This window comes from Rubrivivax sp. A210, from assembly GCF_904426505.1.
Taxonomy (GTDB): Bacteria; Pseudomonadota; Gammaproteobacteria; order Burkholderiales; family Burkholderiaceae_C; genus Rubrivivax.
Map to the genome: position 1 here is coordinate 60,192 of NZ_CAJGBN010000006.1, position 23,622 is coordinate 83,813.

The window sequence follows — 23,622 nt, forward strand, 5'->3', positions numbered from 1 at the left end:
ATGCAATTGACTTTCAGCTTCACCATTTTTGCCGTGCCGGTGAAGCCAGTCTTTGCTGCAGCGCTGCTTGTGTTTGCAACAGAGACTATTTCCGTGCCTCAGAAAAAGTCACTCGCTGAAATGCCGTGCTTTCGCTGGCAAAGTTTTGCTGCAGCACCCAGCATCATTGCCGCGGAGAATTGGGGCCGAAATTCACCCTTTCAATCAATGTTTTCCGACGAGAATCAGCGTAGCGCAACCATTGCCGAGAACGCACTTCCCAAGTAGGACATCACCCATGCCGCGGATTCTTGTCATTGACGACTCGATCGCAGACTTGCGTGTTCTGATGGAAATGCTGAATGCGCAGAAGTGGCGCATCGCTGTGGCCTTTGACGGCAATGATGGCTACCAGAAGGCCACGCTCAACCCACCGGACCTCATCTTGCTGGATGTCCGCATGCCCGGCCTGGATGGCTTTGGCACCTGTCGGCTCCTGAAGGCCGATGCGAGAACCCGATCTGTTCCCGTCATCTTTCTGTCCGCAGCCAAGGCACAGGGTGACCGGCTGGCGGGCCTGCATCTGGGCGCGGTGGATTACATCCTCAAGCCCTATGCGTCAGAGGAGGAGGTGGTCGCGCGCATCGAGATCCACCTGAACCTGGCCAGAAACCGCAGATCAGGGGACCGCCCGGACGGATCCGGACAACTCGCGCTGCCCGACGGGGCTGCAGTCGCGAACCACACGCCGCTTTTGCGTGCAGCCACGGCCTTGTTGCTGGAGAACATTGCCCACCCGCCCTCGCCCGAAGCGCTGGCCCGGCGACTGGGCACCAATGAGAAGCGGCTCAATGAGGCCTTTCAGCTCACTTTCTCACAGCCGGTGTTTGGTTGGCTGCGGCAACAACGCATGCGCATCGCATGTGAGTTGCTGGAGCAGACCGACACCCCGATTGGCGAAATTGCCCTGCACTGCGGCTTCTCGACCGCAGCGAACTTTTCCACCGCGTTCCGAGAACGCTACCAGGCAAGTCCGAGGGATTTCCGCCAGCGCCAGAGAGGACCAGCGCGCCTGGCGGAGGACGGCACCTAGCGAAAGAAGCCATGCCCAAACTTGAGCACTGTCTTCGGTTCTGCAGCTGCGCCTGCTTGTGCTGCCTGCTGAGCGCCCTGCTGTGGGCTACCCCTGCCGCTTCCGCGGCGCGTGGAGCGGTGGATGTGTCGGCGGACATGACATCCCTGGTTCCGTTTGTCGAGGTGTGCGAAGACACCAGCAATCAGTTGTCATTGGTCGACATCGAGAACGGCCGTTGCGCTTTTGACGCCGCCAATGCCAGCGGCATGTCCAAGGGGTTTACCGCCAGCGACTGGTGGATGCGCGTGCGCGTACACAACAGTCGCCCAGAGTCGATCGACCGCTGGTTCAGCGTTGGCCACCCAAAGGTTTCGCTGGTGCAGTTGTACTCCCGCGGCGCCGGCACGACGCAGTGGCAGCAACAGGCCAGCGGCCTGCTGATTCCGGCGGCACAGCGCCCTGTGCTGGCCACAACGCCTGTGCTGCCTGTTCGCCTCGAGGCGGGGCAGGAGCTTGAAATTCTGGTGCGCGTGAGTTCAAAGGCGGCGCTGGACATCTCCCTGCACGCATGGGAGTCCCACAAGTACATGGCCGCCTACCAGAAGATGCAACTGGCCAATGCGGTGGCGCTGGGTGGACTGCTGCTGACCGGCTTGTTTGCGCTGGCCATCTTCTTTCAGTACAAAGACCAAACCTTTTTGTACTACGGACTGGCGATGTGGTGCGAGATTGGTGTGGAGCTGGTCAATAGCGGCGTGTGGCCGCAATACCTCTGGCCAGAAGGACGAGCCTTTGCGCTGGAAGTATTGCCGGTTTGCGTGGCGGGGGCTGTGGTCGGGTTCACGCTCTTCCTGCACAGCTTTATCGGCGACTTGAAGCGCTTTCCGGTCACGTTGCATCTGTTTCATGCCAGCGTGGCCGTACTGCTTGCCGGCTTGCTCTGGGCCGCGCTGGTGCAGTACCGCCAGGGCGGACTGGTATGGAGCCTTTCTGTTGTTGTCATGTTGTTCTTCAGTCTGGCGCTCATTGCGCAGGCCGCCTGGAACGGTTCGCGCCAGGCGCGTCTGCTGATGGTCACCACTTTGGCGATCTGCTTGCTGGAATTGTTTCGCCTGGGCGTGACGCTGGGGCTCAAGTCCATCACCATCACCATGATTGCCAGCGCGCCATGGGCCTTCGTTCTGACAGCCCCGGCGGTGCTGGCTGGCATATCGCGCCATTCGCGTGATATCCACGAAAAGTACCTGCGGGAAAAGCAGACTACTGAAATCCGATCCCAGTTGCTGGCCCGGGTGGGCCATGACTTGCGCGCGCCCTTGACCACGATCCTGGGCTTCTCGCGGATGCTGGAGAACAACTCCGCTCGCACCACCCCCAGGGAGGCGGGCGCCGCAATAGCGCGCAGCGGTCAGATCCTGCTGAGGCAGATCGACGACCTCCTGGATCTGGCCAGATTGGAAGTGGGCCAATTGCGATTGCTGCCGCAGCCGGTGGTGTTGGCCACCTGGCTGGAGGAGATGCGAATCAATGCGGAATTGATGTCGCTGCACGCGGGCAACAGGTTCTGCCTGGAGGCAGAACAGTTGCCGCGCAGGGTGCTGATCGATGCTGATCGCTTGAATCAGGTACTGACCAATCTGCTCAGCAATGCCAATCGGGCCACGAGCCATGGCGTGGTTACCCTGACCTGCGCTGCACGGACGAATGGCGTCCAGCAAAGCAGGCTTTTCTTCGCCGTTGCAGACACCGGGGTTGGCATTGCTGCTGAGGATCAGGCCAGAATATTCGCACCCTTTGAGCAGGGTGGCGGCCCTCGCAACCAGCAGGCTTCCGGCATCGGCCTGGGCCTGGCCATCGTGCGCAATTTGGTGGAAATGATGGGCGGGCACATTACCGTGACGAGTGCGCCGGGCGCGGGCACCCAGTTTGAATTTTCCATTGACTGTGCTCTTCTTGCAGACGCGGACGGCAGTCAACCGCTGCCCATCACCCCACCAGAAGTTGTCACATTGCAGGCAACGGGCAAGGGCAAATGCATCCTGGTTGCTGACGACAATGCAGAGGACCGCCTGTCGATGCAAGGCATGCTCAAGGATGCGGGCTATCGGGTTGTGCTGGTAGAAGGCGCCCTGCAGGCGACAGAGGCAAAGGATCTGGCACTGGATGCCGTGGTCACGGATCAATACATGTCTGATGGCAGTGGCTGGCAGGTTCTGGAAGCGCTCAAGCAAAGCCACCCCAACCTGCCGGTCATCTTGGTGTCCCAGGCACCGGCACTGGCACCCAGCGGATGGAAGGATCGGATACGCTTCGATGCCACGCTGACCAAGCCGGTCGATCCAAAGTCCCTTCTGGATGTCCTTCAAAGGGTTCTCGACCCGCCCGCAGCAATGCGACCGCCCGACTCAAAGCTTGCCGAATTGCGCAAGCTGATTCAGGCTGGGGAGATCACACTAATTGATCAGTGGGCGCGGGCGCTGAAGGCATCCCATCCAACATGCGGCCCCTACGCAGAGCAAGTGTCGCAGGCACTGTTGCAGTTGGACTTTGATCGCTTGCGCGAACTCTCCTTGTCACCTCCTTGAGTGAACCGAGCGATTGCCATGCCTTGCAGGTGCGCGCGAGCAGCACGGCAGCATCCAGTTGTGGAGGCGCCAGTGCAGTTGGACGGTGAGGCTCTGGGGTGCTGCTCACGGCAGAGACCGCTGGTCGCTCGCACCGACGCCTTCGTTCGCCATCCCGCCGGCCGCGTCTATGCATAGTTGAACGATATGCCTGGGGGTTGTGGCGATGAGTTCGCCAAGGGCGGGTCCGCTCATTCGACCCGTGCCGCCTGGGGTCTGAAGGCATCTCTGCTGAACCTTAGGTGACCGGCGGCTACCTGGGCAACTGCTGACATCGCGGTGGAGCGCCAGCCAAAGTCAGGTATCGGCGACCGCGATCATTGGCCTGCGCATCCTGGCCGACCGCACCCAGTCTCAAGCGGGTCCAGACCGGGATGCAGTCTTCAAGGGCCGGCGCCGATCGGGCCTACCGCCGGCCACTCGTTCGTGAACCCTGGCGCCCGGCCAGCCTGCACTTGGTAGCCGTTGCGCACCGAATCCGCACGTGGGTCAGCGCTCGCTCAACGTAGGGCACTGGCAGGCAGCAGCCTCCTCCCGTCGCGGCGCGCCAGCCAGCCGAAGGCCACGGCCGCCAGCAACCAGGCGATCGCGAACATGCGCTCGGCGCTGCCGTCGCCGCCATCGGGTGATTCGTCGAAGACCAACTCGATCCAGTCCGGCCAGATCAACGTGACGAAGGTCAGCAGGCAGGCCAGCGCGGACAGCGCGGCTTCCATCCACATGCGGGTTCTCAGGCTCATGGGAGCTCCTCTTGGTCAGCCATAGAAGCGTGGCAGCGACAGCAGGTTGTTCGAAGTCGTTCCATCGGGAGCCGTGGAGAGATATTCCTGCGGATGTGCGGCGTCGGGCATCAAGGTGCGCACCCGCGTGCGGGTGCCGTCGGGAGCCAGCGTGTAGACCTCGGTTCCGGCCTGGATGCGGCGGATGACCTCCAGGCGCGTCATCGTGTAGGTCCGTGCGCCGTCCGTCAGCCGCAGCTTGAGGATGCCCATCGGCTGCGGGAACTCATGGGCCAGCCTCACATGCGTGGCACGCATCGAGATGATGCCGCTGGCCTGCGTGTAGTAAAGCCCGCGGCCCATCGTCGCGGCGTAGAGCCGGTGCGTGCCGGGGTGCAGTCCAAGCTGGGTGACCGGCACGCGTGGGAGGTCGAATTCCTCGAAGCTGTCGTTGGCCCAGTACCAGGTCGCACCACGGTCGTTGCTGCGGAAGACGCCGATGTCCGACGCAACGTACAGCACATCCGGGCTCTCGGTATCCACCAGCACGTCCAGCAGCGCGATGTCCGGCAACTGCATGGCCGGATCGCTGCCGTTGCAAGGATTCCAGGTCGCACCGCCATCGGTCGAGCGGTAGATGTGCGGGTTGACGCCGCCGTAGGTGATGTAGACGCGGTTCTTGTTGAACGGATCGACCGCGATGGAGGTGATTCTTTGCGCGGGCGGCCGGTTCGCCGCCGACGCCGGCTCGGTCCAGCCGCCGCTGCCCGACGACGAACTGCGGTACACCCGCCCCTGGGAGGTCGCGACATAGACCCGGCTCGGATCACTGGGCGAGAAGGCGACTCGGGAGCCTCGGTGTGGCAAGTCGAGCGCGATGCTCCAGTCGACGCCGCCATTGGTGCTGTAGTAGATGCGATGCTTGGCGGCGTATGTCGCCGTGACGTTGTCGTTCGCATCCTTGACTTCGTCCGAGACGGTGGCCACACCCACGATGACCGATCCGTCTCCGGGCTTGACCGCCACATGGGCGAAGGATGCGGCCACCGTGTTGCGGCCCTGCGCGGCCCACCAGTCGGTCAGTCCGTTCGTCGGCAAGCTGTAGCTCACACCCCGGTTGGTGCTGCGCCGCAACTGCCCGCCGCCCGGCGAGATGAAGATCTTGGCCGAGTCATTGGGGTCGACGACGAACATGCCCCATTCGTTGCCGCCACCGTGGTCGACCCAGTTCATCGAACCGTCGGTCTGGATGATGCCCTGGTCCTGCGTGGCGCTGCCGACCACCAGCGGGCCGTCGGCCGACACGCCCAGGCTCATCAACTGGGTGGCGGTGAGGTTGCGGCTACGCAGCTGCCAACTGGTGCCGTTGTCGGTGGTTCGATACACGCCGCCATCGCAGCAGACGTAGGCCACGTTGTCGTTGGTGTGGTGGAACACCATCTGGTGGTGATCGGAATGCGTGCCGGGCGAATCGGCATAGTTCCAGCCGTCGAAGGAGTGCTGCATGCCGACACTGGCCAGATAGATGTGCTTGAGCTGCCGCGGATGCACGGCCACCATGCTGCACCATTCGTCGTAGCGCACGCCAACGCTGCCGGGGGTCTTGAGCCAGCCCTCGCCCATGTCCCCGCTGATCAGCGTGGTGGCCGAATTGGGCCCGAGCTTGGCGACCACGAAGTCCGCCCCGCCTTCGCCGGACTGTCCCAGCGCGAGCTTGATCCAGCCCGCGTCGCCACCGGTTGGCATGTTCTCGCGGAAGGCGATGATGATCGCGAATACGGCTACCCGGTCTCCTTCGAGTCGGGCCCAGGTCTGGCCGCCGTTGGTCGACTTGAAGATGCCGCTGTTGTGAATGCCGGCCAGCATGACGCTGGGATCGCCGTGCTTCACCACCAGGTCAGTCGCCCGGCCCGTCAGCTGCTTCGTCCAGACGTACTCCCACAGGCCTATCCCGACTTGCGTCCGTACGCCGTAGTGCACGCCCGTATCGCTGGCGACCCAGAGCTTGCCGCTGCTGCTGGGGTGAATCACGATCTTGTTGCAGGCGGTACCCACCTGCGCCGCGGTGGCGACCGACTCCCAGGTGCCTCCACCGTCGCTGGACTTGAGCACGCCGATGCCGCCGTAGGAAGGGCCATAGCCCGGCGTGTCCTCGCCGGTGCCGGCATAGACGACATTGCCGTTGCTGGGTGCGCAGGCCACGGCGCCAATGGCCAGGCTCCCTTCGAACTTCCAGGTCGCCCGCCAGGAGTCGCCGCCGTTCGTCGACTTCCAGACCCCGCCGTTGGCGGCGCCTGCGAACAGGACGTCGCTGTTGGTGGGGTGCATCGCCAGCGACTTCACGCGGCCGTTGATGTTGAGCGGCCCCATGGGGAACCAGGGACCGACGCGGTTGGCGACCCGTGCGATGACGGGCCAGAACGGCAGCAGCTGTTCAATGGCGAGCTCAGCGCGGAGGTCGGTGAAGCGCAACAGCACATCGTCCAGCACGGCCCACTGCGGGTTGCCGCCCAGCGGCTCTGCCTCCCAGTCGCGCCCGAGTTCGCGCAGCGCGGCGCGCTGGGCTTGCTGGGCCATGTCGAGCCGGCGCGCGCCCTCGGTGGTCTTCACGTCCAGGTGATGGCGCTCGACGTAGTAGTCGCGGAAGGCACCGCGGCCGGCGAAGTCGAGAACGCTGGCGAAGTGCCCGCCCGCGACGGCGTCGCGCACCGCGCGGCGGGCGAACGACTCGAGCCCCAGCCGCCGCAGGGCAGTCGGCTCCTTGGGCAGGGCGACGGCGGCATAAATGCCAGGCCTGTCGATTCGGCCCCACACGTACTTGTCCTGGGCGTTCCAGCCCGAGGCGTCCACCAGCACCCAGGACTCGCGCTCCGGGTCGTGGCGGAACAGTCTCGCCGTTCGCGGGTCAAGCTTGGTCTGCGCGCCGCGCGCCAGACGCTGTTTGAGGGTGACTGCAGCACCTTCGGCGACGCGCGACACACCTACGGCCGATGTGACAAAGCAACCCGCTGCGTATCCCGGCCACTTGGCCTCGGTAATTTCGGCCTGCGCTACGTCGCCGACGAGGACCGCGGCCTTGGCAATCGCCCCACCTCCCGGGTCCAGACAGGTGGTCCGGCCTTGGCGCATGAGTTCCACATGCTCGAGCGCGCGATCTCGCAACTTCTCGAGCACCACCCGGTCTTCGGAGCCGTGGATTTCCCGGAACCACTGCGCCTTGCGGCCCATGTCTTCGTAGTAGCCAGAAGCCATTGCCAACTCCCTCGGGGATCGTGCGTGGGACACGGGGCAGGCCGCAGTTGTTGTGCGGGAACGCCGCCACCGTGGACAGGGCAGTGTCGGCGCCAGGTGCCTGCCTGTCCAGATCGCCCGGGCCTCAGCCAGTCAAGGAAAAACTCTGATCTAGGGGGGCAGGAAGCGTGGGTCCTGATCCAGTATTGACGACCTGAACCCACGGCGAACGGCACGCTGACCGCCCTGAAGGTTCTCGCGCAAGTGCCAACCTGGATGTGTCGAGGGATCCTGACGATGAAGCCCTTCAAGAGAACCTGGTTCCCTCTGGAGGACCATCGACCGGCGCCGAGGACGGCCACCAGGGCTGTACCCACACCCATCGATCCCCTGACCGGACCCAGGTTGGCCCTGGCCGGCCGGGTGGTCACGATGGACAGCGCGTTTGCGGTCCGGCCGGACGCGGTGGTCTACATCGACAGGGGCGCCATCGTCGCCGTGCAGGACCGGGCGGCCCCGCGACCGGCCGGCTTCGAGGCCGTGGCCATCGTGAACAGCGGCGGCACGATCTATCCCGGCCTGATCGAGTTGCACAACCACCTGGCCTACAACGCCCTGCCGCTGTGGAGCCCGGTGCCCAAGCGCTTCGACCACCGCGGCCAGTGGCCCGACCACCCCGACTACCGCAAGCTGATCAGCGGGCCGATGTCCGTCGTCGGCGACTACCGGGATGCCCTGGGCCAGCCCGCGCTGCTCGCGCCGCTGGTGCGCTACGTGGAATGCAAGTGCCTGATGGGTGGTGTCACTACCAGCCAGGGCATCATGCTCAACAGCAATGCCGGTATCCAGCGCTACTACCGCGGCATCCTGCGCAACGTCGAGAGCACCGACGACCCGGATCTCGCCGAAGCCCAGGGCCGGATTGCCGACGTGGTCGCCAAGGACGCCCAGTCGTTCTGGGGGCGCCTGAAGAAGGAAGACAGTTGCTTCCTGCTGCACCTCAGCGAAGGGGTGTGCCGGGACGGGCAGTCCGATTCGATCGCAAGGCGGCATTTCTTGTCGCTACAGGTGGCGCCGGAGGAATGGGCGCTCAACGACCGGTTCGCTGGCATCCACGCCGCCGGGCTGCTACCCGAGGATTTCGAGGTTCTGGGGCGCCACAAGGCGTCGATGATCTGGTCGCCGTTGAGCAATCTGCTCCTGTATGGCTCCACCGCACGTGTAGGCGCCGCCAGGGCGGCCGGCGTGCGCATCGGGCTGGGCAGCGACTGGTCGCCTTCGGGGAGCAAGAACCTGCTGGGCGAGCTCAAGGTGGCCTGGCTGTATTCGAATCATCTGCTCGACGGCCAGTTTAGTGGCCGCGACCTGATGGCCATGGCGACCCGCGACGCGGCGTCCATCCTCAAGTGGGACAAGGCGTTGGGCAGCCTGGAAGCCGGCAAGCGTGCCGATCTGGTCGTGGTGACCGGCAAGACCGGGGACCCCTACGAAGCGTTCATCAAGGCCAAGGAGACCGACATCCGACTGGTCATGATCAATGGTGTGGCGCGCTACGGCATGCCGGCGGCAATGAAGTCACTCGGCTCCAGTGGCGAGAAGATCGCTGTGGGTGGCAGGGACCGCAGCATCTTCCTGGAGCAGGCGACGGCAGACCCCGACGTGGCCAAGGTCACGCTCGGGGCGGCGCGTGTTGCACTGCGGCAGGCATTCTTGAATCTTCCGGCCCTGGCCCTGGAACTCGAGCAGCCCAAGCCTGCGAAGGCTAGGCGGGCCATGCTGGATGAGCCCGAACCCCTTACCTGGTCCCTGGCGCTGGATGAGATCAAGTACAGCGGCATGGGCATGCGGCCGCGCCTGCCGCTGAACGGGCCTGCGGACTTCACCGGGCCGAAGCTGGTGGCCAGTCGTGCGGTATCGGTGCCGCTGTCCTCATTGCTGCGGCCTGTGGAACTCGATCCCCTGACGGTGGCGGACGACCCAAACTATTTGAGCCAGATCGCCGCCCAACCCAATGTGCCAGAGGCCGTGCGCAATGGGCTTGCGGCCCTGTATTGAAGAGGTGAGGTCGGCGTGTTGTCAGTGGGCTCCAGATCGAATGCGGTAGCCGCCCTGGTGTCGGCACTGCAGCGTGAGGAGCCGGCCACCGCCGCTGGGCGTAAGCCGGGTCAGCATCGTCAAACCGACATCCAGTCCGGAAGCCAGTGCCGCCGTGAATGTCAGCAATGCGTTGGCCAGCTGACCCTCGTGCTGCCACCGCGCAACTGCGGACAGCGCACGACTGGTCCTCCTTGGCCCGGTGGGCTCGAATCGACCCTCAGGAGCCGTTGACATCCCTGAACTCGATGCCTCGCAGCGGTCGTTCCCACGGCCACAAATCCCGTGCGAGCCCCTCCGCACGCCAGAGCCGGCGCATCGACTCAGACAGGCCCTGTATCGCCAGCGCAGGTCGCGGCGTGCCGATCGGTCACCCCCGAGGGACGAAACAATGACTTCCATGCCGCGGGCATTCCGATTCTTCGCGGACTGATCGACAGTCTCGTCAACCGCCGACGAAGCCGCAAGGTCAGCGAACCCTCCATCCCCGGTTGGGTTCCGAGTGGGCGCGCCATCGAGGCAAGGCCATGCTCCCATCTCCCTTCTTTACCGAAGTGCCAACGGATCTCGGCGATGACCGAACCTGGGTGCGCGAAGCCGCCAGCGAACACCAACGCGACGAGTTCACGCAGCGACCCCGTACTGGTCTGCGTGCGATCGTCGGCGACAGGGTCGCCGCAGGCACACTGAGGTTCGTCAGCCGGTTGCGCAGCGCGCTGGCACTCTGACCGCCGGGCGCCTGCCCCGGATCAAAGCTCCTACCGATGGAATCGCACCGTCGCGCAACAGCGGTGCCGCGAGTCGGATGTCATGCACCCGCATCCGCCATCGACTCGTGCGGCAGGTACCTGGACGCCCAGCTCGAAATGATGCTCGCGGCGAATCGTGCATCGGCCGCGCGGTTCAGCAAGTGATCGGCACCGTCGAGAGCAACGAAGGACTTCGGGTGCAGCGCCGACTCGAAGATGCGCCGTGCGTTGTCCACCTCCACCACGGTGTCCTCGGGTGAGTGCATCACCAGCAGCGGACGCCGCAGCGCGCGGATTCGCTGCTGCTGCGCCTGCCCGTTGACGTCGTCCAAGAAGCTGCGCCGTATCGTGAACGGGCGCCCGCCGAGACGGACCTGGGCCTGGCCATCGGTTTCGATGACCTGAAGGGCGGCGCCGAACTGGTGGGTCACATGGGCCGGATCGAAAGGCGCACCGAGCGTGACCACGGCACGCGCATCGTCCACGCGGCCGGCGGCTGCCAGCACTGCGGCGCCGCCCAGCGAATGGCCGATCAGCAGCGTCGGCGCACCCTGGTGGCCGCGCAGCCAGTCAGCCGCCGCCACCAGGTCGTCGACGTTCGAACTGAAGTTCGTGTTGGCGAAGTCGCCTCCGCTGCCGCCGAGCCCCGTGAAGTCGAAGCGCAGCACGCCGTATCTGGCTGCGGCCAGCGCCTGCGCGATGTAGGCCGCGGCCTTGGTGTCCTTGGAGCAGGTGAAGCAGTGGGCGAAGACGGCCCACGCGTGCGGGGCATGGTCGGGCGTGTCCAGGCGACCCGCCAGCAGGTGGCCCAGGCTGCCCGGGAAATCGACGCGTTGGCTCGGCATGAAGGGGCTCCTCGGCGGGATCGTGGAAGACGAAGTGCGAGCCTACGGCCACGTTGAAGCGCGATTGTTTCCAGGCGCGCAACACACCCTTGGCAGCCGGAGCGATTCTCCTTTCGGCGAAGCGCGTCGACAGTAGCGGCATGCGCTGCGGCCCACCGGGCACTGCGCAGAACCTCATCAACCCACCGACCAGAAAGGTCCTTCATATGTCCCGCCTTGCCATCCCTTCCGTCGACGACGTGCCCGCCGCTTCCAAGCCCCTGCTGGCCGCCGTTCAGAAGCAACTGGGCGTCGTGCCCAACATGATGAAGCTGCTCGGCAGCGCGCCGGCCGCTCTGGAGGGCTACCTCTCGCTGAGCGGCGCGCTGGCCAAGGGCACGCTCGACGCCAAGCTGCGCGAGTCGCTCGCGCTCGCGGTGGCCGAGTTCAACGGCTGCGACTACTGCCTGGCCGCGCACAGCTACATCGGCAAGAACCTGGTCAAGCTCAGCGACGACGAGATCGGCCTCGCCCGCGACGGCCAGGCGAGCACCGCGCGCAACGCCGCGGCACTGCGCTTCGCGCGCCGCGTGGCGACTGAACACGGCCGCGTGACCGATGGCGACCTCGGCAGCCTGCGCAGCGCCGGCTTCGGCGACGCCGAGGTCATCGAGATCGTGCTCAACGTGGCGCTCAACGTGCTGACGAACTACGTCAACAACGTGGCCCACACCGACGTCGACTTCCCCCGCGTCAGCACCCATCTGCATGGGTGAGCTGCGGCTGCCGCTCGAAGCGGCAGCGCGTCTGACCACGTATGCGGAGCACATGTTTCCACTGGTGCCGGGGCTCGCAACGCGATGGTCAGCGGCGGCCCTGCTGGCGGTGACGCTGGTGATCGGGGTCTTCGTCTTCCCGTCGGACTGGTTCACCGACCCGGCCGGCTCAGCGCAGCGCGGCCAGCCCCTTCTGCACTCCAGGCCGCTGGTGCATCCGCTCGCGCCAGGCGCTGACCGCGGGGTAGTCCGCCAGACTCACGCCCGCGTAGTCCGGCGCATCGAGCCAGCCGAAGTTCATGATGTCGGCCACCGAGAACTCGCTGCCGGCCAGCCAGGGCACCTGTTGCAGCCGGGCCTCCAGCACCGTAGTGAGGCGGTTCGACTCCCTGCGGTAGCGCTCGATCGCGAAGGCCACAGGCTCCGGCGCCGAGCGCGTGAACCAGCCGGCCTGGCCGAACATCGGGCCGATGCCGCCGATCTGGAAGCAGGTGTATTCGAGGGCGCGTATGCGTGCGACCGGGTCTTTCGGCACGAGCCCGCCGAACTTCTCGGCCAGGTACCAGAGGATGGCGCCGGACTCGAACACCGACAGCGGCACGCCGCCCGGCCCGTCGCCATCGACGATGGCGGGGATGCGGCCGTTGGGGTTGATGCGCAGGAAGTCGGGCTGCTTCTGCTCCAGCGCGCCCAGGTTCACGCGGACGATGCGGTAGGGCACGCCCAGCTCTTCCAGCGCGATGGGCACCTTGACGCCGTTGGGCGTGTTGGCGGTGTAGACGTCGATCATGCGTTGCACTCCAGGCAGTGTTCGGGGGCGGGCGCGGGCAGCTGCAAGGCGCGCTGGGCGTCGCGCAGCGCGGTTCTGAGCCCTTCTTCCACCACCGGGTGGTAGAACGGGCTGTCGAGCATCTGCTGCACCGTGTCGCCGCGCTGTACCGACCACGCCAGCAGGTGCCCCAGGTGCTCGGCGGCCGGGCCCAGCATCTCGGCACCCAGCAGCCGCCCGCTGCCCCGCTGCGCATACACCTGCAGCGCACCGTGGTTGCGCGCCATGACGCGGCTGCGGCCCTGGTCGGCGAACGACACCTCGCCTGTCTCGAAAGCCGTGCCCGAGGCCACCAGCTCGGCATGCGTGGCACCCACCAGCGCCATCTGCGGCTCGCTGAAGACCACGGCCAGCGGCGCGCGGCGCGGCCGCAGGCGCACCGCGGGCCAGCGGCCGGCGTTGTCGCCGGCGATGCGCCCCTCGTCGGCCGCCTCGTGCAGCAGCGCGCGGTCGTCGGCGGCATCGCCCGCCATGAAGACGGCGCTGTCGCCGACCTGGCCGGTGCGGCGGTCGAACACCGGCACGCCCTGCGGGTCGAGCGGCAGCGCCGTGTGTTCGAGGCCCAGGCGGTCGACGTTGGGGCGGCGGCCGGTGGCCGCCAGCAGGAAGTCGAAGCGCTCCTCCTGCACCGTGCCATCGGCCAGCTCGGTGCGCAGCACCACGGCATCGCCCTCGCGCCGGGGCTTCAGGTCTCGCACGTTCAAGGTCAGCGGCAACTCGGCCGCGAACACCTCGCGGGCCAGCGCCTGCAGCGCCGGATGGGTCAGCGGGCCGATGCGACTGCCGCGGCCGAAGAGCCGCACCCTCACGCCCAGGCGGTGCAGCGCCTGCGCCAGCTCGAGCCCGACCACGCCGGTGCCCACCACCGCCACCGAGCCCGGAAGATCGGTCCAGTCGAACACATCGTCGTTGACGATCAGGCGCTCGCCGAGTGCAGCCCGCCAGGCCGGCGGCACCGCAGGGCGCGAACCGGTGGCGATGACGATGCGCTCGGCCTGCAGGCGCCGCGGGCCGGCGAGGCCGTCGACCACGAGCGTGTGGGTATCGACGAAGCGGGCGTGTCCCAACCAACGGTCAGCGACAGGCCACTGCTCGACCGTGTCGACGACGAAGCCGACGAAGCGGTCGCGCTCGCTGCGCACGCGCGCCATCACGGCGCGGCCGTCGATGTCGATGGGCGGCACGTTGACGCCGAACCGGTGCGCCTGCCGCGCCGAGTGCGCTGCCTCCGCCGCCGCGATCAGCAGCTTGCTGGGCATGCAGCCCACGCGCGCACAGGTGGTGCCGTAGACGTGGCTCTCGATGAGGACCACGCGCTCGGTGTGGCGCAGTGCCGCGCGGTACGCGGCCATGCCCGCGCTGCCGGCGCCGATGATGGCGACGTCGGTGCTGGCCGTGGGTGCGGGGTGCGTCATCGGTGGCCTCACAGTCCCAGCGCGCTCAGGCCGGGGTGGTCGTCGGGGCGGCGCCCCAGCGGCCAGTGCATCAGCCGCTCGGCGGCGGGAATCGGCTTGTCGTTGATGCTGGCGAAGCGCAGTTGCATCAGGCCGTGCTCGTCGAAGGCCCAGTTCTCGTTGCCGTAGGAGCGAAACCACTGGCCGGCGTCGTCGTGCCACTCGTAGGCGAAGCGCACGGCGATGCGGTCGCCGTCATGCGCCCACAGCTCCTTGATCAGGCGGTAGTCGATCTCGCGCGCCCACTTGCGCTGCAGGAAGGCCTGGATCGCTTCACGCCCCACCGGGAACTCGGCGCGGTTGCGCCACACGCTGTCGTGGGTGTAGGCCAGGGCCACACGCAGTGGGTCGCGGGAGTTCCAGGCGTCTTCGGCCAGGCGCACCTTCTGCGTCGCCGTTTCACGGGTGAAGGGGGGCAGGGGCGCGCGGGTTTCGTGGGAGTGGTTCATCGGGTTCCAGAGGGTCGGGTGCGGTGACGGGCGCGAACAGCAGGATCAGGGGGCCACTGTGGCGCGCCCCCCGCCCGCTGTGAATCACCGGGGCTGCGAAGACAGTCTTGTGGGTCGCGCAACAGTCCGCACACCGGTCGCCCCACCAGAATGGCGGCTTCGACAGCCAACCGCAGGGGCGCCGGATGGACAGGCTGCAGGCGATGACGACCTTCGTGGCGGTGGTGGAGACCGGCGGATTCGCCAGCGCGGCGCGCAAGCTGGACCTGTCGCCGCCAGTGGTGACCCGCGCGGTGGCCGAGCTCGAAAGTCACCTCGGCCTGCGGCTGCTGACACGCACCACCCGCATCGTGCGCGTCACCGAGGCCGGTGCGCGCTACGCCGACGACTGCCGGCGCATCCTGGCCGAGGTCGACGAAGCCGAGCAGGCTGCCCAGGGCGAGCACCAGGCGCCCAAGGGCACGTTGACGATCACCGCGCCGGTGATGTTCGGCCAGCTCTACGTGACACCCTTGCTCGCGCGCTACCTGCTGCAATGGCCGCAGGTCGACGCCGACTGCCTGTTCCTGGACCGGGTGGTGAACCTGCTGGAAGAAGGCGTGGACGTGGCGGTGCGCATCGGCGAGCTGCCCGATTCGTCGCTGCATGCGGCGCGCGTGGGCCGCGTGCGCCGCGTGCTCGTGGCGTCGCCCGAATACGCAAAGGCCCGCGGCCTGCCGGCCCATCCGCGCGGCCTGAGCGACCACGCCCTGATTTCGGCCGCCGGCCTGACCGCCCAACCGGAATGGCACTTCGGGGCCGGCGAGCATGCCTTCTCGCAACGCGTGCAACCGCGCATGCGCAGCACCTCCAACGAGGCGGCCATCGCGGCTGCCATCGCCGGTCTGGGCATCGCGCGTGTGCTCAGCTACCAGGTCGCGGCGCAGCTGCAATCCGGCGCGCTGGTGCCCGTGCTGGCCGCCCACGAGACCGCCGACCTTCCGATCCACGTGGTGCACCACGGGGGGCGCCGGGCCACGCAGCGGGTGCGGGGCTTCATCGACCTGGTGGTGGAAGGCCTGCGTGCCGATCCATCGCTGACCTGAGCCCGCGACGGCATCGGCGGCGCCGTTGAGCGTTCCGATCGGGTTGAGCTAGAGCTCCAGTTCGATGCGTTCAGCGCCACCGGCCGCCGGCCGCGCGCAGCACAGCAGCACCTCGCCTTCGCCGGGCTTCCAGGCCGTCGGCCCGGCATAGGTCACGCGGCCGGCGCGCAGCGGCGTCAGGCACGAACCGCAGTGCCCGGCACGGCAGGCGTAGGGCGGCGACAGGCCCTTGCCTTCGGCGAACTCGAGCAAGCTGCCGTGCGAAGGTGTCCAGACCGCGGTGTCCCCGCTGCGCAGGAAGCTCACCGTGGCTTCGGTGGCCGCGGGCAGCGGCGGTGGTGCAGGCGCGGCGGTCGCGCCGTCCGGGCGCCGCTTCAGCGAGGCCGGCCCGAAGGCCTCGGCCTGGATGCGCTGGTCGCGCACGCCGAGTTCGCGCAGGCCGTCGTACAAGGCCTGCATGAAGCCGGGCGGGCCGCAGAGGAAGAACTCGTGGTCGTCGAACGGCAGGACTGACTTGAGCGTGTCGATGCTGAGCGGGCCGGGCCGGGTGCCGGGCGCGCCGTCGTCCTGCACGATGTGCAGCTTCAGCGCGCCGCCGGCCCGGGCGGCCAGCGCCTGGAGTTCGGATGCAAAGGCACGCACCTGGCCGTCGCGCGCCACCTGGATCAGGTGCGTGGGGCGCGTGCGCCGCAGACGAAAGCCTTCCGCCACCAGGTGCCGCGCGAACGAAACCATCGGCGTGATGCCGACGCCGGCGCCGATCAGCACCGCGCTGCGGCGCAGCGTGGCGTCGAGGGTGAAGTGGCCGCGCGGCCCGAGCGCCTCGAGGGTGTCGCCGACCTTCACCTGCTCGTGCAGGAAGGTCGACGCCGCGCCTTCGCGCTTGACGCTGATGCGCAGGCCCGTCTCGCCCGGCGCGCTGGACAACGTGTAGGTGCGCTGCAGCGGCGCGGCACCAGCGCCCGGGTGCAGGCGGATCGGCAGGTACTGGCCCGCTTCGAAGGCGGGTTGCGCGTGGCCGTCGGCCGGCTCGAGGTGGAAGGAACGGATGACGCTGCTTTCGTCGACCACGCGCGCCACGCGGTAGGGCCGCCAGGTCTGGGCCAGGCGCTGCACCTCGAGCCGCCGCGCCGCTTCTTCCCAGCTGCCGGTGATCAGCGAGTTGGGTGACCAGTCGCGGAAGCGCCAGCGCAGCGGCAGCGCCGCGCTCAAGCGCCAGCCGGCTTCGATGTGGAAGCGCCAGGCGCGCTCGGCGCCTTCGAAGGCCTCGAGTTCCGGGCCGTCCCACACCACTTCGGCGCGGCCGGTCAGCGTGAGCAGGTCACCGGTGCTGAAGTCGATGAAGATCACGCCGGCCCGCGGGTCGAGCTGCAGGTTGCCGAGCGTCATGAACAGGAAGTTGCCGGTGAAGTCGGGAATCAGCAGCGTGCGCCCGTCTTCCACGCGCACAAAGCCGCTGCGGCCGCCGCGGTGCGACACGTCGGCGCTGCCCGGGTGTTCTCCTTCGGCCGGTGCGCGCGTGGCGACGAACAGCGTGTCCGCCGTGCGCACCAGCGCCAAGGCCGCGTCGTCCAGGTGGTCCAGCGCGACCGTGTCGCGCGGCGTGTTGTCGCCCGCTTCGCGCGCCCACTCGGTCTCGCGGCCCTGGATGTACTGCGGGCAGTTGCCGACGGTCTGCTCCACCGCCACGCTCAAGTGACCATCGGCCACGGACTCGACGTGCCCGTTCATGCGGTTGCGCCGCCGCGTGTGCAGCTCGATGCCCAGGAAGCCGAGCGGCGCGCCCGGCACCAGGCCTTGAGCCAGCGGGTCGCCGGGCACCGGCCGCGCCTGAATGTGCAGGTGCGTGGGATCGGGCGAGCGCATGAAGCCGGGCTCGCCGACCAGCACCGAAGCCCACGGGCGGCCGACCGCGTCGACCGAACCCACCAGCACAAAAGGCAGCTGGGCGTAGAACTCCCGGTGCTGCTCGGGCAGGTAGGCGCGGATCACGCGCCGCCCCACATCGAGCATGCGCTCCTGAACGCCCAGGCGGGCTTGCACGGCCTTCTCACCCGAGTGGAACGGGTCGGGGCTGGAGACGGAACGGTTCATGGGCGCTGCTCGAAGGGGGTGACTGGCGGTCGCCGGCTCAGGCCGCGAGGCCGACCGCCGTGCGCTTGAACGGCACGAACCCGGGCAAGGCTTCCACACGGGCCAGCCAGGCGCGCACTTGCGGGTAGGCCGCCAGGTCGACGTTGCCTTCGGGCGCCGCCGAGACGTAGCTGTAGACGGCGATGTCGGCGATGGTGGCGTCCGTGCCGGCCAGGAAGGCCCGCGCGGCCAGCTGCGCTTCCATCACCTTCAGCAGCTGGTGTGCGCGGCCGATCACGTCTTCCGCGTTGTACTTGGCGCCGAACACCGTGATCAGGCGCGCGGCGGCGGGGCCGAAGGCGACCAGACCGGCGGCCACCGAGAGCCAGGCCTGCACGGCGGCCTGCTGCCGGGCATCGCGCGGCAGCCAGCGGCGGTCGGCGTCGTAGGTGCTGGCCAGGTAGACGAGGATCGCGTTCGAGTCGAACAGGATCGTGCCGCCGTCGTCCAGCACCGGCACCTGGCCGAAGGGGTTCATGGCCAGGAACTCGGGCCGCTTGTGCGCGGCCTTCATCAGGTCGACCTCGATCAGCTCGTAGGGCAGCCCCAGCAGCGACAGCGCCAGGTGTACGCGGTGCGAGTGGCCCGACAACGGGTGCTGGTAGAGCTTGAGGGTGTGGTTCGGCTTCATGGCAGGGTCCTGGTTGGATCGGTTGGGGAAAGCAGGCAAAGGGTGCGACCCGGCGGGCCGCGAGCGTCAGTCCTGGGGCTGCCGTTGAAGCGCCTTCAGACGTGATTCGAGGTCGGCGATGCGGGCATCGCGCTCGTCCAGCGCGCGCTGCACGTCTTCGGCGTCCAGCCGCAGGGGGATGTGCTGCGGGCAGTTCCAGTCGAAGCCTTCGACCGTGACCACCATCGCGCGCTGCGGCCGGGCGCGGTTGCCAGGCGTTGCGAGGCGGGCGGCCAGCGCCGCGTCGTCGGCCAGCGGCCGCACGGCCATCGTGCCCAGCAGCTTCAAGCGCACGCGGTGCACATAGTCCACCGCGATCAGCGCCACGCGATCGTTACCCGCCAGGTTGCCGACGCTGATCAGCTGCCGGTTGCCGGCGTAGTCGGCAAAGGCGATGTGCTGGTCGTCCAGCACCTGCACGAACCCCGCCGGACCGCCGCGGTGCTGCACGTAGGGCCAGCCGGTCTCGGACACGGTGGCCATGTAGAAGCTGCGCAGCTGGGCGAGGAACTCGGTCTCGGCCTGACCCAGCCGGTCGTTGAAGGTCTGGGCATCGGCCTCGAAGCTGCGCGCGTAGCTGGCACGGCTGCCGTCGCGCTGCTGCTCGGCCTTCACGCGCGGCGTGAAGGCGATCTGGGCGAAGGCGTGGGGCATGGCGGCATCTCGAAGTGCGATGCCGAACTGTCGTGCCGCGCGCCGCCCGCGAGAAGCCGCGCCGGCGCTAAGGGACTGTTGTCGATCCTGGAACGATCGGCCTGGCCGGCGGCGACCGATGTGCCGCCCGTAGGCCGCTAGGCCTGCAGCTCCGGCAACGCGCGCAACCGTTCGATGGCCAGGTCGAGAAAGGCGCGCACGCGCCGCGAGGCGTAGCGCCCCTCGCGGTGCAGCACATGCACCGGCAAGGCCGGCGGCTCGAAGTCGCTCAGCACCTCCTGAAGCTCGCCGCGGGCCAACGGTTCGGCCACCTTGTAGAGCATCTGCTGCGTGAGCCCGAAGCCCGTGACCGCCGCCGCCACGGCCGACTCGTTGGTGGTCGTCGCGAGCCGGGGTTGCATCTTGAGGACACGCGACTTGCCTTCGTGGTTGAAGCGCAATTCGTGTCCTGGCGCGACGGCCCCCGCCGACACGATGTTGTGCGACGCCAGATCGGCCAACGAGCGCGGCATGCCGTGCCGCGCCAGGTAGTCCGGGGACGCGCAGGTCACCACCCGCATGCGGCCGACCGAGATGGCCTGCAACGACGAATCAGGCAGATCCGCAATGCGCACGGCCACGTCGACGCCCTCTTCGACCATGTTGACCAGGCGGTCCAGGAACCAGCAGGTGGCGCTTACCTTCGGGTGCTGGTCCAGGTACTCGGTGACGATAGGTGTGATGAACTTGGCCCCGAACCAGCCGGGCGCCGTGATGGCGATCTGGCCTTGCGGCATGCCGTGCTGTCCGCTCGCGGACTCGTCGGCCTCGGCCAGTTCCGCCAGGATGCGGCGGCAATCGTCGGCATAACGCGCACCGGCCTCGGTGACGCGCACCACGCGCGTGGTGCGCATGAGCAAGCGCACGCCCAGTGTCTCTTCCAGCTCGTTGATCGCCCGCGTCACCACGGGCGGCGACACCTTCAGCTTGCGTGCGGCACCGGCGAACCCGTTGGCATCGACCACGGCGACGAAAACGCTGATCAGGTGATGCTTGTCCATGCCGCTCTTCTTGCCTGTGAGGTCGGCGGAGTTTGCATCAACGGCGGGTCCGCCTCGGCCGGGGCGCGGTCGGTCGCCCGCGTTGCTCCCGTCCGGAGCGAACGGGCCTCACGTTGCAGCCCGATTGCTCCTGCATGCGGAACAGTTAATTGCGCCCGGGGTCGATTCCCCGCGCCGGGCCCCGCGAACAGACTGCGGCACCGCACCGTGTTGCGGCCCTCGACATCCAACCCCTTGCTCGGAGAGACCCATGACCCAACCCTCTGCTCCTGACGGTTCAACCTCGGAGCAAGCCGGCTCCGACCCATCCGACCGCCGCGGCTTCGTCACCGCCGTCGTCGGCGCCGCCGCCGGTATGGCGGCCCTGGCCCACACGTCGGCCGACGCCCACGCGGGCTCGGGCCAGGGTGACGCGCTCGCGGCGCTCGACAAGCAGGCCGCCAAGCCCACGAGCCTGGCGTCGCCCGTGCGCGTGACCTATCTCGGTGGGCCCACCTACCTTCTCGAGATCGGCCGCTTCCGGATCATCAGCGACCCCGGGTTCGACCCCCAGGGCACGGAACGCAACGAGGGCCCGGGCCACCTGCTGACCAAGGTTATGGCGCCGCCCATTCCGGCCGACGCCATCGGCCGCATCGACATCGCGCTGGTCAGCCACGCCCAGCATCTGGACAACCTGGACAACGAAGGCCGCCGCCTGCTCCGCAAGGTGGGGGTCACGCTCACCACGCCGGCCAGCGCGGCCATGAACCTGCCCGGCAAGAACGTCAAAGGCCTGGCGCCGTGGGAGACCACGGTGGTCAGCAACGCCCATGGCGAGCAGTTGAAGATAACGGCCATGCCGGCGGTCCACACCAGCAACCCGGCCCTGCGCGAGATCGTCGGCGAGGTGACGGGCTTCATGCTCGAATGGGCAGGCCAGACGACCGGCGCCTTCTACATCTCCGGCGACACGGTGTGGATCGACGAGATCAACGAGATCGCACGGCGCTACAAGGTCAACGCGGGCATCCTGCATCTCGGCTCGGCCAACGTGCCCGCCGTGGGTGACAACTTCCTGACCATGAACGCCGTCGACGGTGTGCGCGCGACCAAAACGCTGGGGCTCAAGAACGTCTATCCGGCGCACTTCGAAGGCTGGCGGCACTTCAGGGAAGGCGCGTGGTTCATCGAGCGCGAGTTCAAGAGTGCCGGCCTGACCGAAGAGCTGCACATGCTGCGGCCCGGCGAGGCCACCAACGTGACCTTGTAGTCCCAGGCCGGCACCCAGCGGAGTCCTGAAGATGGAACTCGCAACGGCCCCCTTGACCGAGGCGTGGGTGCGCGCCTCGTGCCGATCGCTCGAGGCAGCGCGCCACCCGATGCTGGCTCGGCGCACGCGCCGCGAGATCTACGATGACGGGCGCTGGATGGCACCGGGCGGGCTGTTGCTCGCCGAGCGGCTCGCCGATGCGTTGCAACTGCAGCCTGGCGATCGGGTGCTCGATATCGGGTGCGGGCGCGGGCAGTCCACGGTCTTCTTCGCCGCGAATTGCGGCGCCAACGTGATCTCGCTGGACCTGTGGATCCCGGCGCCCGAACGGCTGGCGGCCGCCGCGATAGCGGGCGTGGCCGATCGCGTCACCGCGCTGCAGGGTGACATTGCCCGCGGTGTCCCGGTCGAAGCGGGGAGCCTGGACGCGATCGTGTGCCTCCAGGCCTTCCATTGCTTCGGGACGGCCCGGTGGTTGCTGCGCTACCTCACGTCGCTGCTCAAGCCCGGGGGTCGCCTGGCCATCGCGCAGGGCTGCTTCAGCCAAGAGAACGAAGAGTTCCCCCCGCTCTTCCGTGCCACCGACGGCTGGAACGCCGAATACGACAGGTACCACAGCCCCGGTTGGTGGCGGCGTCACTTCGAAGTGAACGGACCGCTGGCCGTGCGCGTGGCGATGGAGGTCCCCGACGGGGACGTCCTCTGGGAGGACGACGTGCTGTATCGCGGCGACCGCGCTGGCTGGAGCCCGCAGTTTCTCGAGCACTCCGGCTGGCTCATCCGGCAGATCGTTCACGGTCGCACGGCGCAGCCCTCTCTGACGCATTGCCTCGTCATGGGCGAGAAGGTGACGGGCCTGCGCACCGACGGCTCGGGCTCGGCCGAGCGTGGAGACCCCTCATGACCCTGGCGTACATCTTGATGGCCACACTGACCGGCGGCGTGCTGTCGGTGCTGATTGCCGCTTCGTTGACGGTCGCGTCGATGAAGGTGCTCTGCCATGGCCTGGTCAGCGTGTCGGCGGGTCTGCTGATGGGCACGGCCCTGTTGCACCTGCTGCCGGAGGCCTTCGAGAGCGCGGCGGACCCGCACCCGCTGTTTCTGACACTGCTGGGCGGGCTGATCTTCTTCTTCCTTCTGGAGAAAGCCGAGCTGTACCGGCACCGCCACGATGGCGACTCGCCGACCCTGCCGACAGCCGCGCGCGGCAGCTGGAGCGTGCTGCTCGGCGACAGCATCCACAACCTGTGCGACGGCATCATCATCGCTGCCGCGTTCCTCACAGACGTTCGACTCGGGATCACGACCTCCATCGCGATCATCGCCCACGAGATACCGCAGGAGGTGGGTGACTACGTGGTGCTGCTCGGCCTCGGCTTGTCGAGGCGCCGCGCGCTGTTCTACAACCTGATCTCCGGCCTGGCATCGGTCGTGGGCGGCATCCTCGGCTACCTCGTCGTGGCGCCCTGGCAAGCCGTGTTCCCCTACCTGCTGGTCGTGGCCGCGAGCAGTTTCCTGTACGTGGCCATGGCCGACCTGCTGCCCAGCCTGCAGCGACGCTTGCCTTGGCGGCAGACAGCCATGCAACTCGGTTGGTTGACCAGCGGCCCGGCCCTGGTCGTCATTGCTCGAAGCTTCGCGCACGCAGGCGCTTGAAGGCTGACCGGAGCCGTGACTTTCGGCCACGACTGAGGAACACGACAGGCCCATCGAAGCCCTTCGCGTCGCACGTGCCACGGACAACATCGACGCGCTGCTACCGTTCTATCGAGACGGACTGGGTCTTTCGGTGCGGGGGCGCTTCGAGGACCACGCCGGCTTCGACGGGGTGATGCTCGGCGAGCCCGACGCACCCTACCACTTCGAGTGATACCTCTGCGTGCAAGGCGGTCGCGCAGGTGTGCTTGTCCGCCTTGCGGCCGGACATATTCGACCTCACACGCCACCCAGGCAATACCGCAGGTCGGCTGACGGCGAACGGGCGG

At 67.6% G+C, this 23,622-nt stretch carries 21 protein-coding genes; 11 read left to right on the top strand and 10 right to left on the bottom strand.

Going from position 1 to position 23,622, the window contains the following annotated elements:
* The 3 genes from JMV16_RS06275 to JMV16_RS06285 all read left to right on the top strand — a co-directional run bounded on the left by JMV16_RS06275 (nt 1) and on the right by JMV16_RS06285 (nt 3,639).
* Nucleotides 1–267 carry a hypothetical protein gene (locus JMV16_RS06275; RefSeq protein ID WP_201493336.1) on the top strand — a complete coding sequence of 89 codons (267 nt, stop codon included), beginning with the start codon at nt 1–3 and terminating at the stop codon, nt 265–267.
* A 10-nt stretch (nt 268–277) separates the two neighbouring features.
* The gene (locus tag JMV16_RS06280; RefSeq protein WP_201493337.1) at nt 278–1,072 is read left to right on the top strand and encodes a response regulator; all 795 of its coding nucleotides are present in this window, start codon (nt 278–280) and stop codon (nt 1,070–1,072) included.
* A 137-nt stretch (nt 1,073–1,209) separates the two neighbouring features.
* Nucleotides 1,210–3,639, top strand: coding sequence for an ATP-binding protein (locus tag JMV16_RS06285; protein ID WP_201493338.1), 2,430 nt, complete (start codon nt 1,210–1,212; stop codon nt 3,637–3,639).
* A gap of 539 nt (nt 3,640–4,178) precedes the next feature.
* On the opposite strand, the gene JMV16_RS06290 is transcribed toward JMV16_RS06285, so the two are convergent.
* Nucleotides 4,179–4,418, bottom strand: coding sequence for a hypothetical protein (locus tag JMV16_RS06290; protein WP_201493339.1), 240 nt, complete (start codon nt 4,416–4,418; stop codon nt 4,179–4,181).
* A gap of 15 nt (nt 4,419–4,433) precedes the next feature.
* Entirely contained in the window at nt 4,434–7,649 is a 3,216-nt protein-coding gene (locus tag JMV16_RS06295) for a DUF3892 domain-containing protein (protein ID WP_201493340.1), read from the bottom strand.
* A gap of 276 nt (nt 7,650–7,925) precedes the next feature.
* On the opposite strand from JMV16_RS06295, the gene JMV16_RS06300 reads away from it, so the two are divergent.
* Together JMV16_RS06300 and JMV16_RS06305 are read left to right on the top strand one after the other, a co-directional pair.
* Nucleotides 7,926–9,683: an amidohydrolase family protein gene (locus JMV16_RS06300; RefSeq protein WP_201493341.1), complete on the top strand. Its 1,758-nt coding sequence runs from the start codon at nt 7,926–7,928 to the stop codon at nt 9,681–9,683.
* A gap of 566 nt (nt 9,684–10,249) precedes the next feature.
* Nucleotides 10,250–10,450 (top strand): hypothetical protein, encoded by a 201-nt coding sequence (locus JMV16_RS06305; protein WP_201493342.1) that lies wholly within the window; start codon nt 10,250–10,252, stop codon nt 10,448–10,450.
* A gap of 80 nt (nt 10,451–10,530) precedes the next feature.
* Here JMV16_RS06305 and JMV16_RS06310 read toward each other — a convergent pair whose 3' ends face one another.
* Complete coding sequence (locus JMV16_RS06310; RefSeq protein WP_201493343.1) at nt 10,531–11,316, bottom strand: alpha/beta hydrolase family protein; 786 nt, start codon at nt 11,314–11,316, stop codon at nt 10,531–10,533.
* 206 nt (nt 11,317–11,522) lie between these two features.
* Between JMV16_RS06310 and JMV16_RS06315 the strand changes: the two genes are divergently transcribed.
* Complete coding sequence (locus JMV16_RS06315; RefSeq protein ID WP_201493344.1) at nt 11,523–12,071, top strand: carboxymuconolactone decarboxylase family protein; 549 nt, start codon at nt 11,523–11,525, stop codon at nt 12,069–12,071.
* 169 nt (nt 12,072–12,240) lie between these two features.
* On the opposite strand, the gene JMV16_RS06320 is transcribed toward JMV16_RS06315, so the two are convergent.
* The 3 genes from JMV16_RS06320 to JMV16_RS06330 are packed head-to-tail and all read right to left on the bottom strand — an operon-like array spanning nt 12,241 to nt 14,803.
* Complete coding sequence (locus JMV16_RS06320) at nt 12,241–12,861, bottom strand: glutathione S-transferase family protein (RefSeq protein ID WP_201493345.1); 621 nt, start codon at nt 12,859–12,861, stop codon at nt 12,241–12,243.
* Nucleotides 12,858–14,315 carry a dihydrolipoyl dehydrogenase gene (locus tag JMV16_RS06325; protein ID WP_201493346.1) on the bottom strand — a complete coding sequence of 486 codons (1,458 nt, stop codon included), beginning with the start codon at nt 14,313–14,315 and terminating at the stop codon, nt 12,858–12,860. Before JMV16_RS06325 ends, JMV16_RS06320 begins: the two co-directional genes overlap by 4 nt.
* A gap of 8 nt (nt 14,316–14,323) precedes the next feature.
* On the bottom strand, nt 14,324–14,803 hold the full coding sequence (locus JMV16_RS06330) for a DUF1348 family protein (protein ID WP_201493347.1): 480 nt from the start codon (nt 14,801–14,803) through the stop codon (nt 14,324–14,326).
* 185 nt (nt 14,804–14,988) lie between these two features.
* On the opposite strand from JMV16_RS06330, the gene JMV16_RS06335 reads away from it, so the two are divergent.
* Nucleotides 14,989–15,888 carry a LysR family transcriptional regulator gene (locus JMV16_RS06335; RefSeq protein ID WP_201493348.1) on the top strand — a complete coding sequence of 300 codons (900 nt, stop codon included), beginning with the start codon at nt 14,989–14,991 and terminating at the stop codon, nt 15,886–15,888.
* Nucleotides 15,889–15,936: 48 nt separating this feature from the next.
* Here JMV16_RS06335 and JMV16_RS06340 read toward each other — a convergent pair whose 3' ends face one another.
* The 4 genes from JMV16_RS06340 to JMV16_RS06355 form a co-directional block, all read right to left on the bottom strand.
* Nucleotides 15,937–17,982, bottom strand: coding sequence for a pyridoxamine 5'-phosphate oxidase family protein (locus tag JMV16_RS06340; protein WP_201493349.1), 2,046 nt, complete (start codon nt 17,980–17,982; stop codon nt 15,937–15,939).
* Between the two features lie 37 nt (nt 17,983–18,019).
* The gene (locus tag JMV16_RS06345; RefSeq protein ID WP_201493350.1) at nt 18,020–18,652 is read right to left on the bottom strand and encodes a glutathione S-transferase family protein; all 633 of its coding nucleotides are present in this window, start codon (nt 18,650–18,652) and stop codon (nt 18,020–18,022) included.
* 66 nt (nt 18,653–18,718) lie between these two features.
* The gene (locus JMV16_RS06350) at nt 18,719–19,345 is read right to left on the bottom strand and encodes a pyridoxamine 5'-phosphate oxidase family protein (protein WP_201493351.1); all 627 of its coding nucleotides are present in this window, start codon (nt 19,343–19,345) and stop codon (nt 18,719–18,721) included.
* A 137-nt stretch (nt 19,346–19,482) separates the two neighbouring features.
* The gene (locus JMV16_RS06355; RefSeq protein ID WP_201493352.1) at nt 19,483–20,385 is read right to left on the bottom strand and encodes a LysR family transcriptional regulator; all 903 of its coding nucleotides are present in this window, start codon (nt 20,383–20,385) and stop codon (nt 19,483–19,485) included.
* Between the two features lie 250 nt (nt 20,386–20,635).
* On the opposite strand from JMV16_RS06355, the gene JMV16_RS06360 reads away from it, so the two are divergent.
* Genes JMV16_RS06360 through JMV16_RS24585 form a run of 4 tightly spaced genes read left to right on the top strand, consistent with a single transcriptional unit; the run spans nt 20,636 to nt 23,507 of the window.
* Nucleotides 20,636–21,637, top strand: a complete 1,002-nt coding sequence (locus JMV16_RS06360) for an MBL fold metallo-hydrolase (protein ID WP_201493353.1) — start codon at nt 20,636–20,638, stop codon at nt 21,635–21,637.
* Nucleotides 21,638–21,668: 31 nt separating this feature from the next.
* Nucleotides 21,669–22,541: an SAM-dependent methyltransferase gene (locus JMV16_RS06365; RefSeq protein ID WP_201493354.1), complete on the top strand. Its 873-nt coding sequence runs from the start codon at nt 21,669–21,671 to the stop codon at nt 22,539–22,541.
* Nucleotides 22,538–23,293 (top strand): ZIP family metal transporter, encoded by a 756-nt coding sequence (locus tag JMV16_RS06370; protein ID WP_201493355.1) that lies wholly within the window; start codon nt 22,538–22,540, stop codon nt 23,291–23,293. Before JMV16_RS06365 ends, JMV16_RS06370 begins: the two co-directional genes overlap by 4 nt.
* 52 nt (nt 23,294–23,345) lie before the next feature.
* Nucleotides 23,346–23,507: a hypothetical protein gene (locus JMV16_RS24585; protein WP_411565012.1), complete on the top strand. Its 162-nt coding sequence runs from the start codon at nt 23,346–23,348 to the stop codon at nt 23,505–23,507.
* Nucleotides 23,508–23,622: the final 115 nt, after the last annotated feature.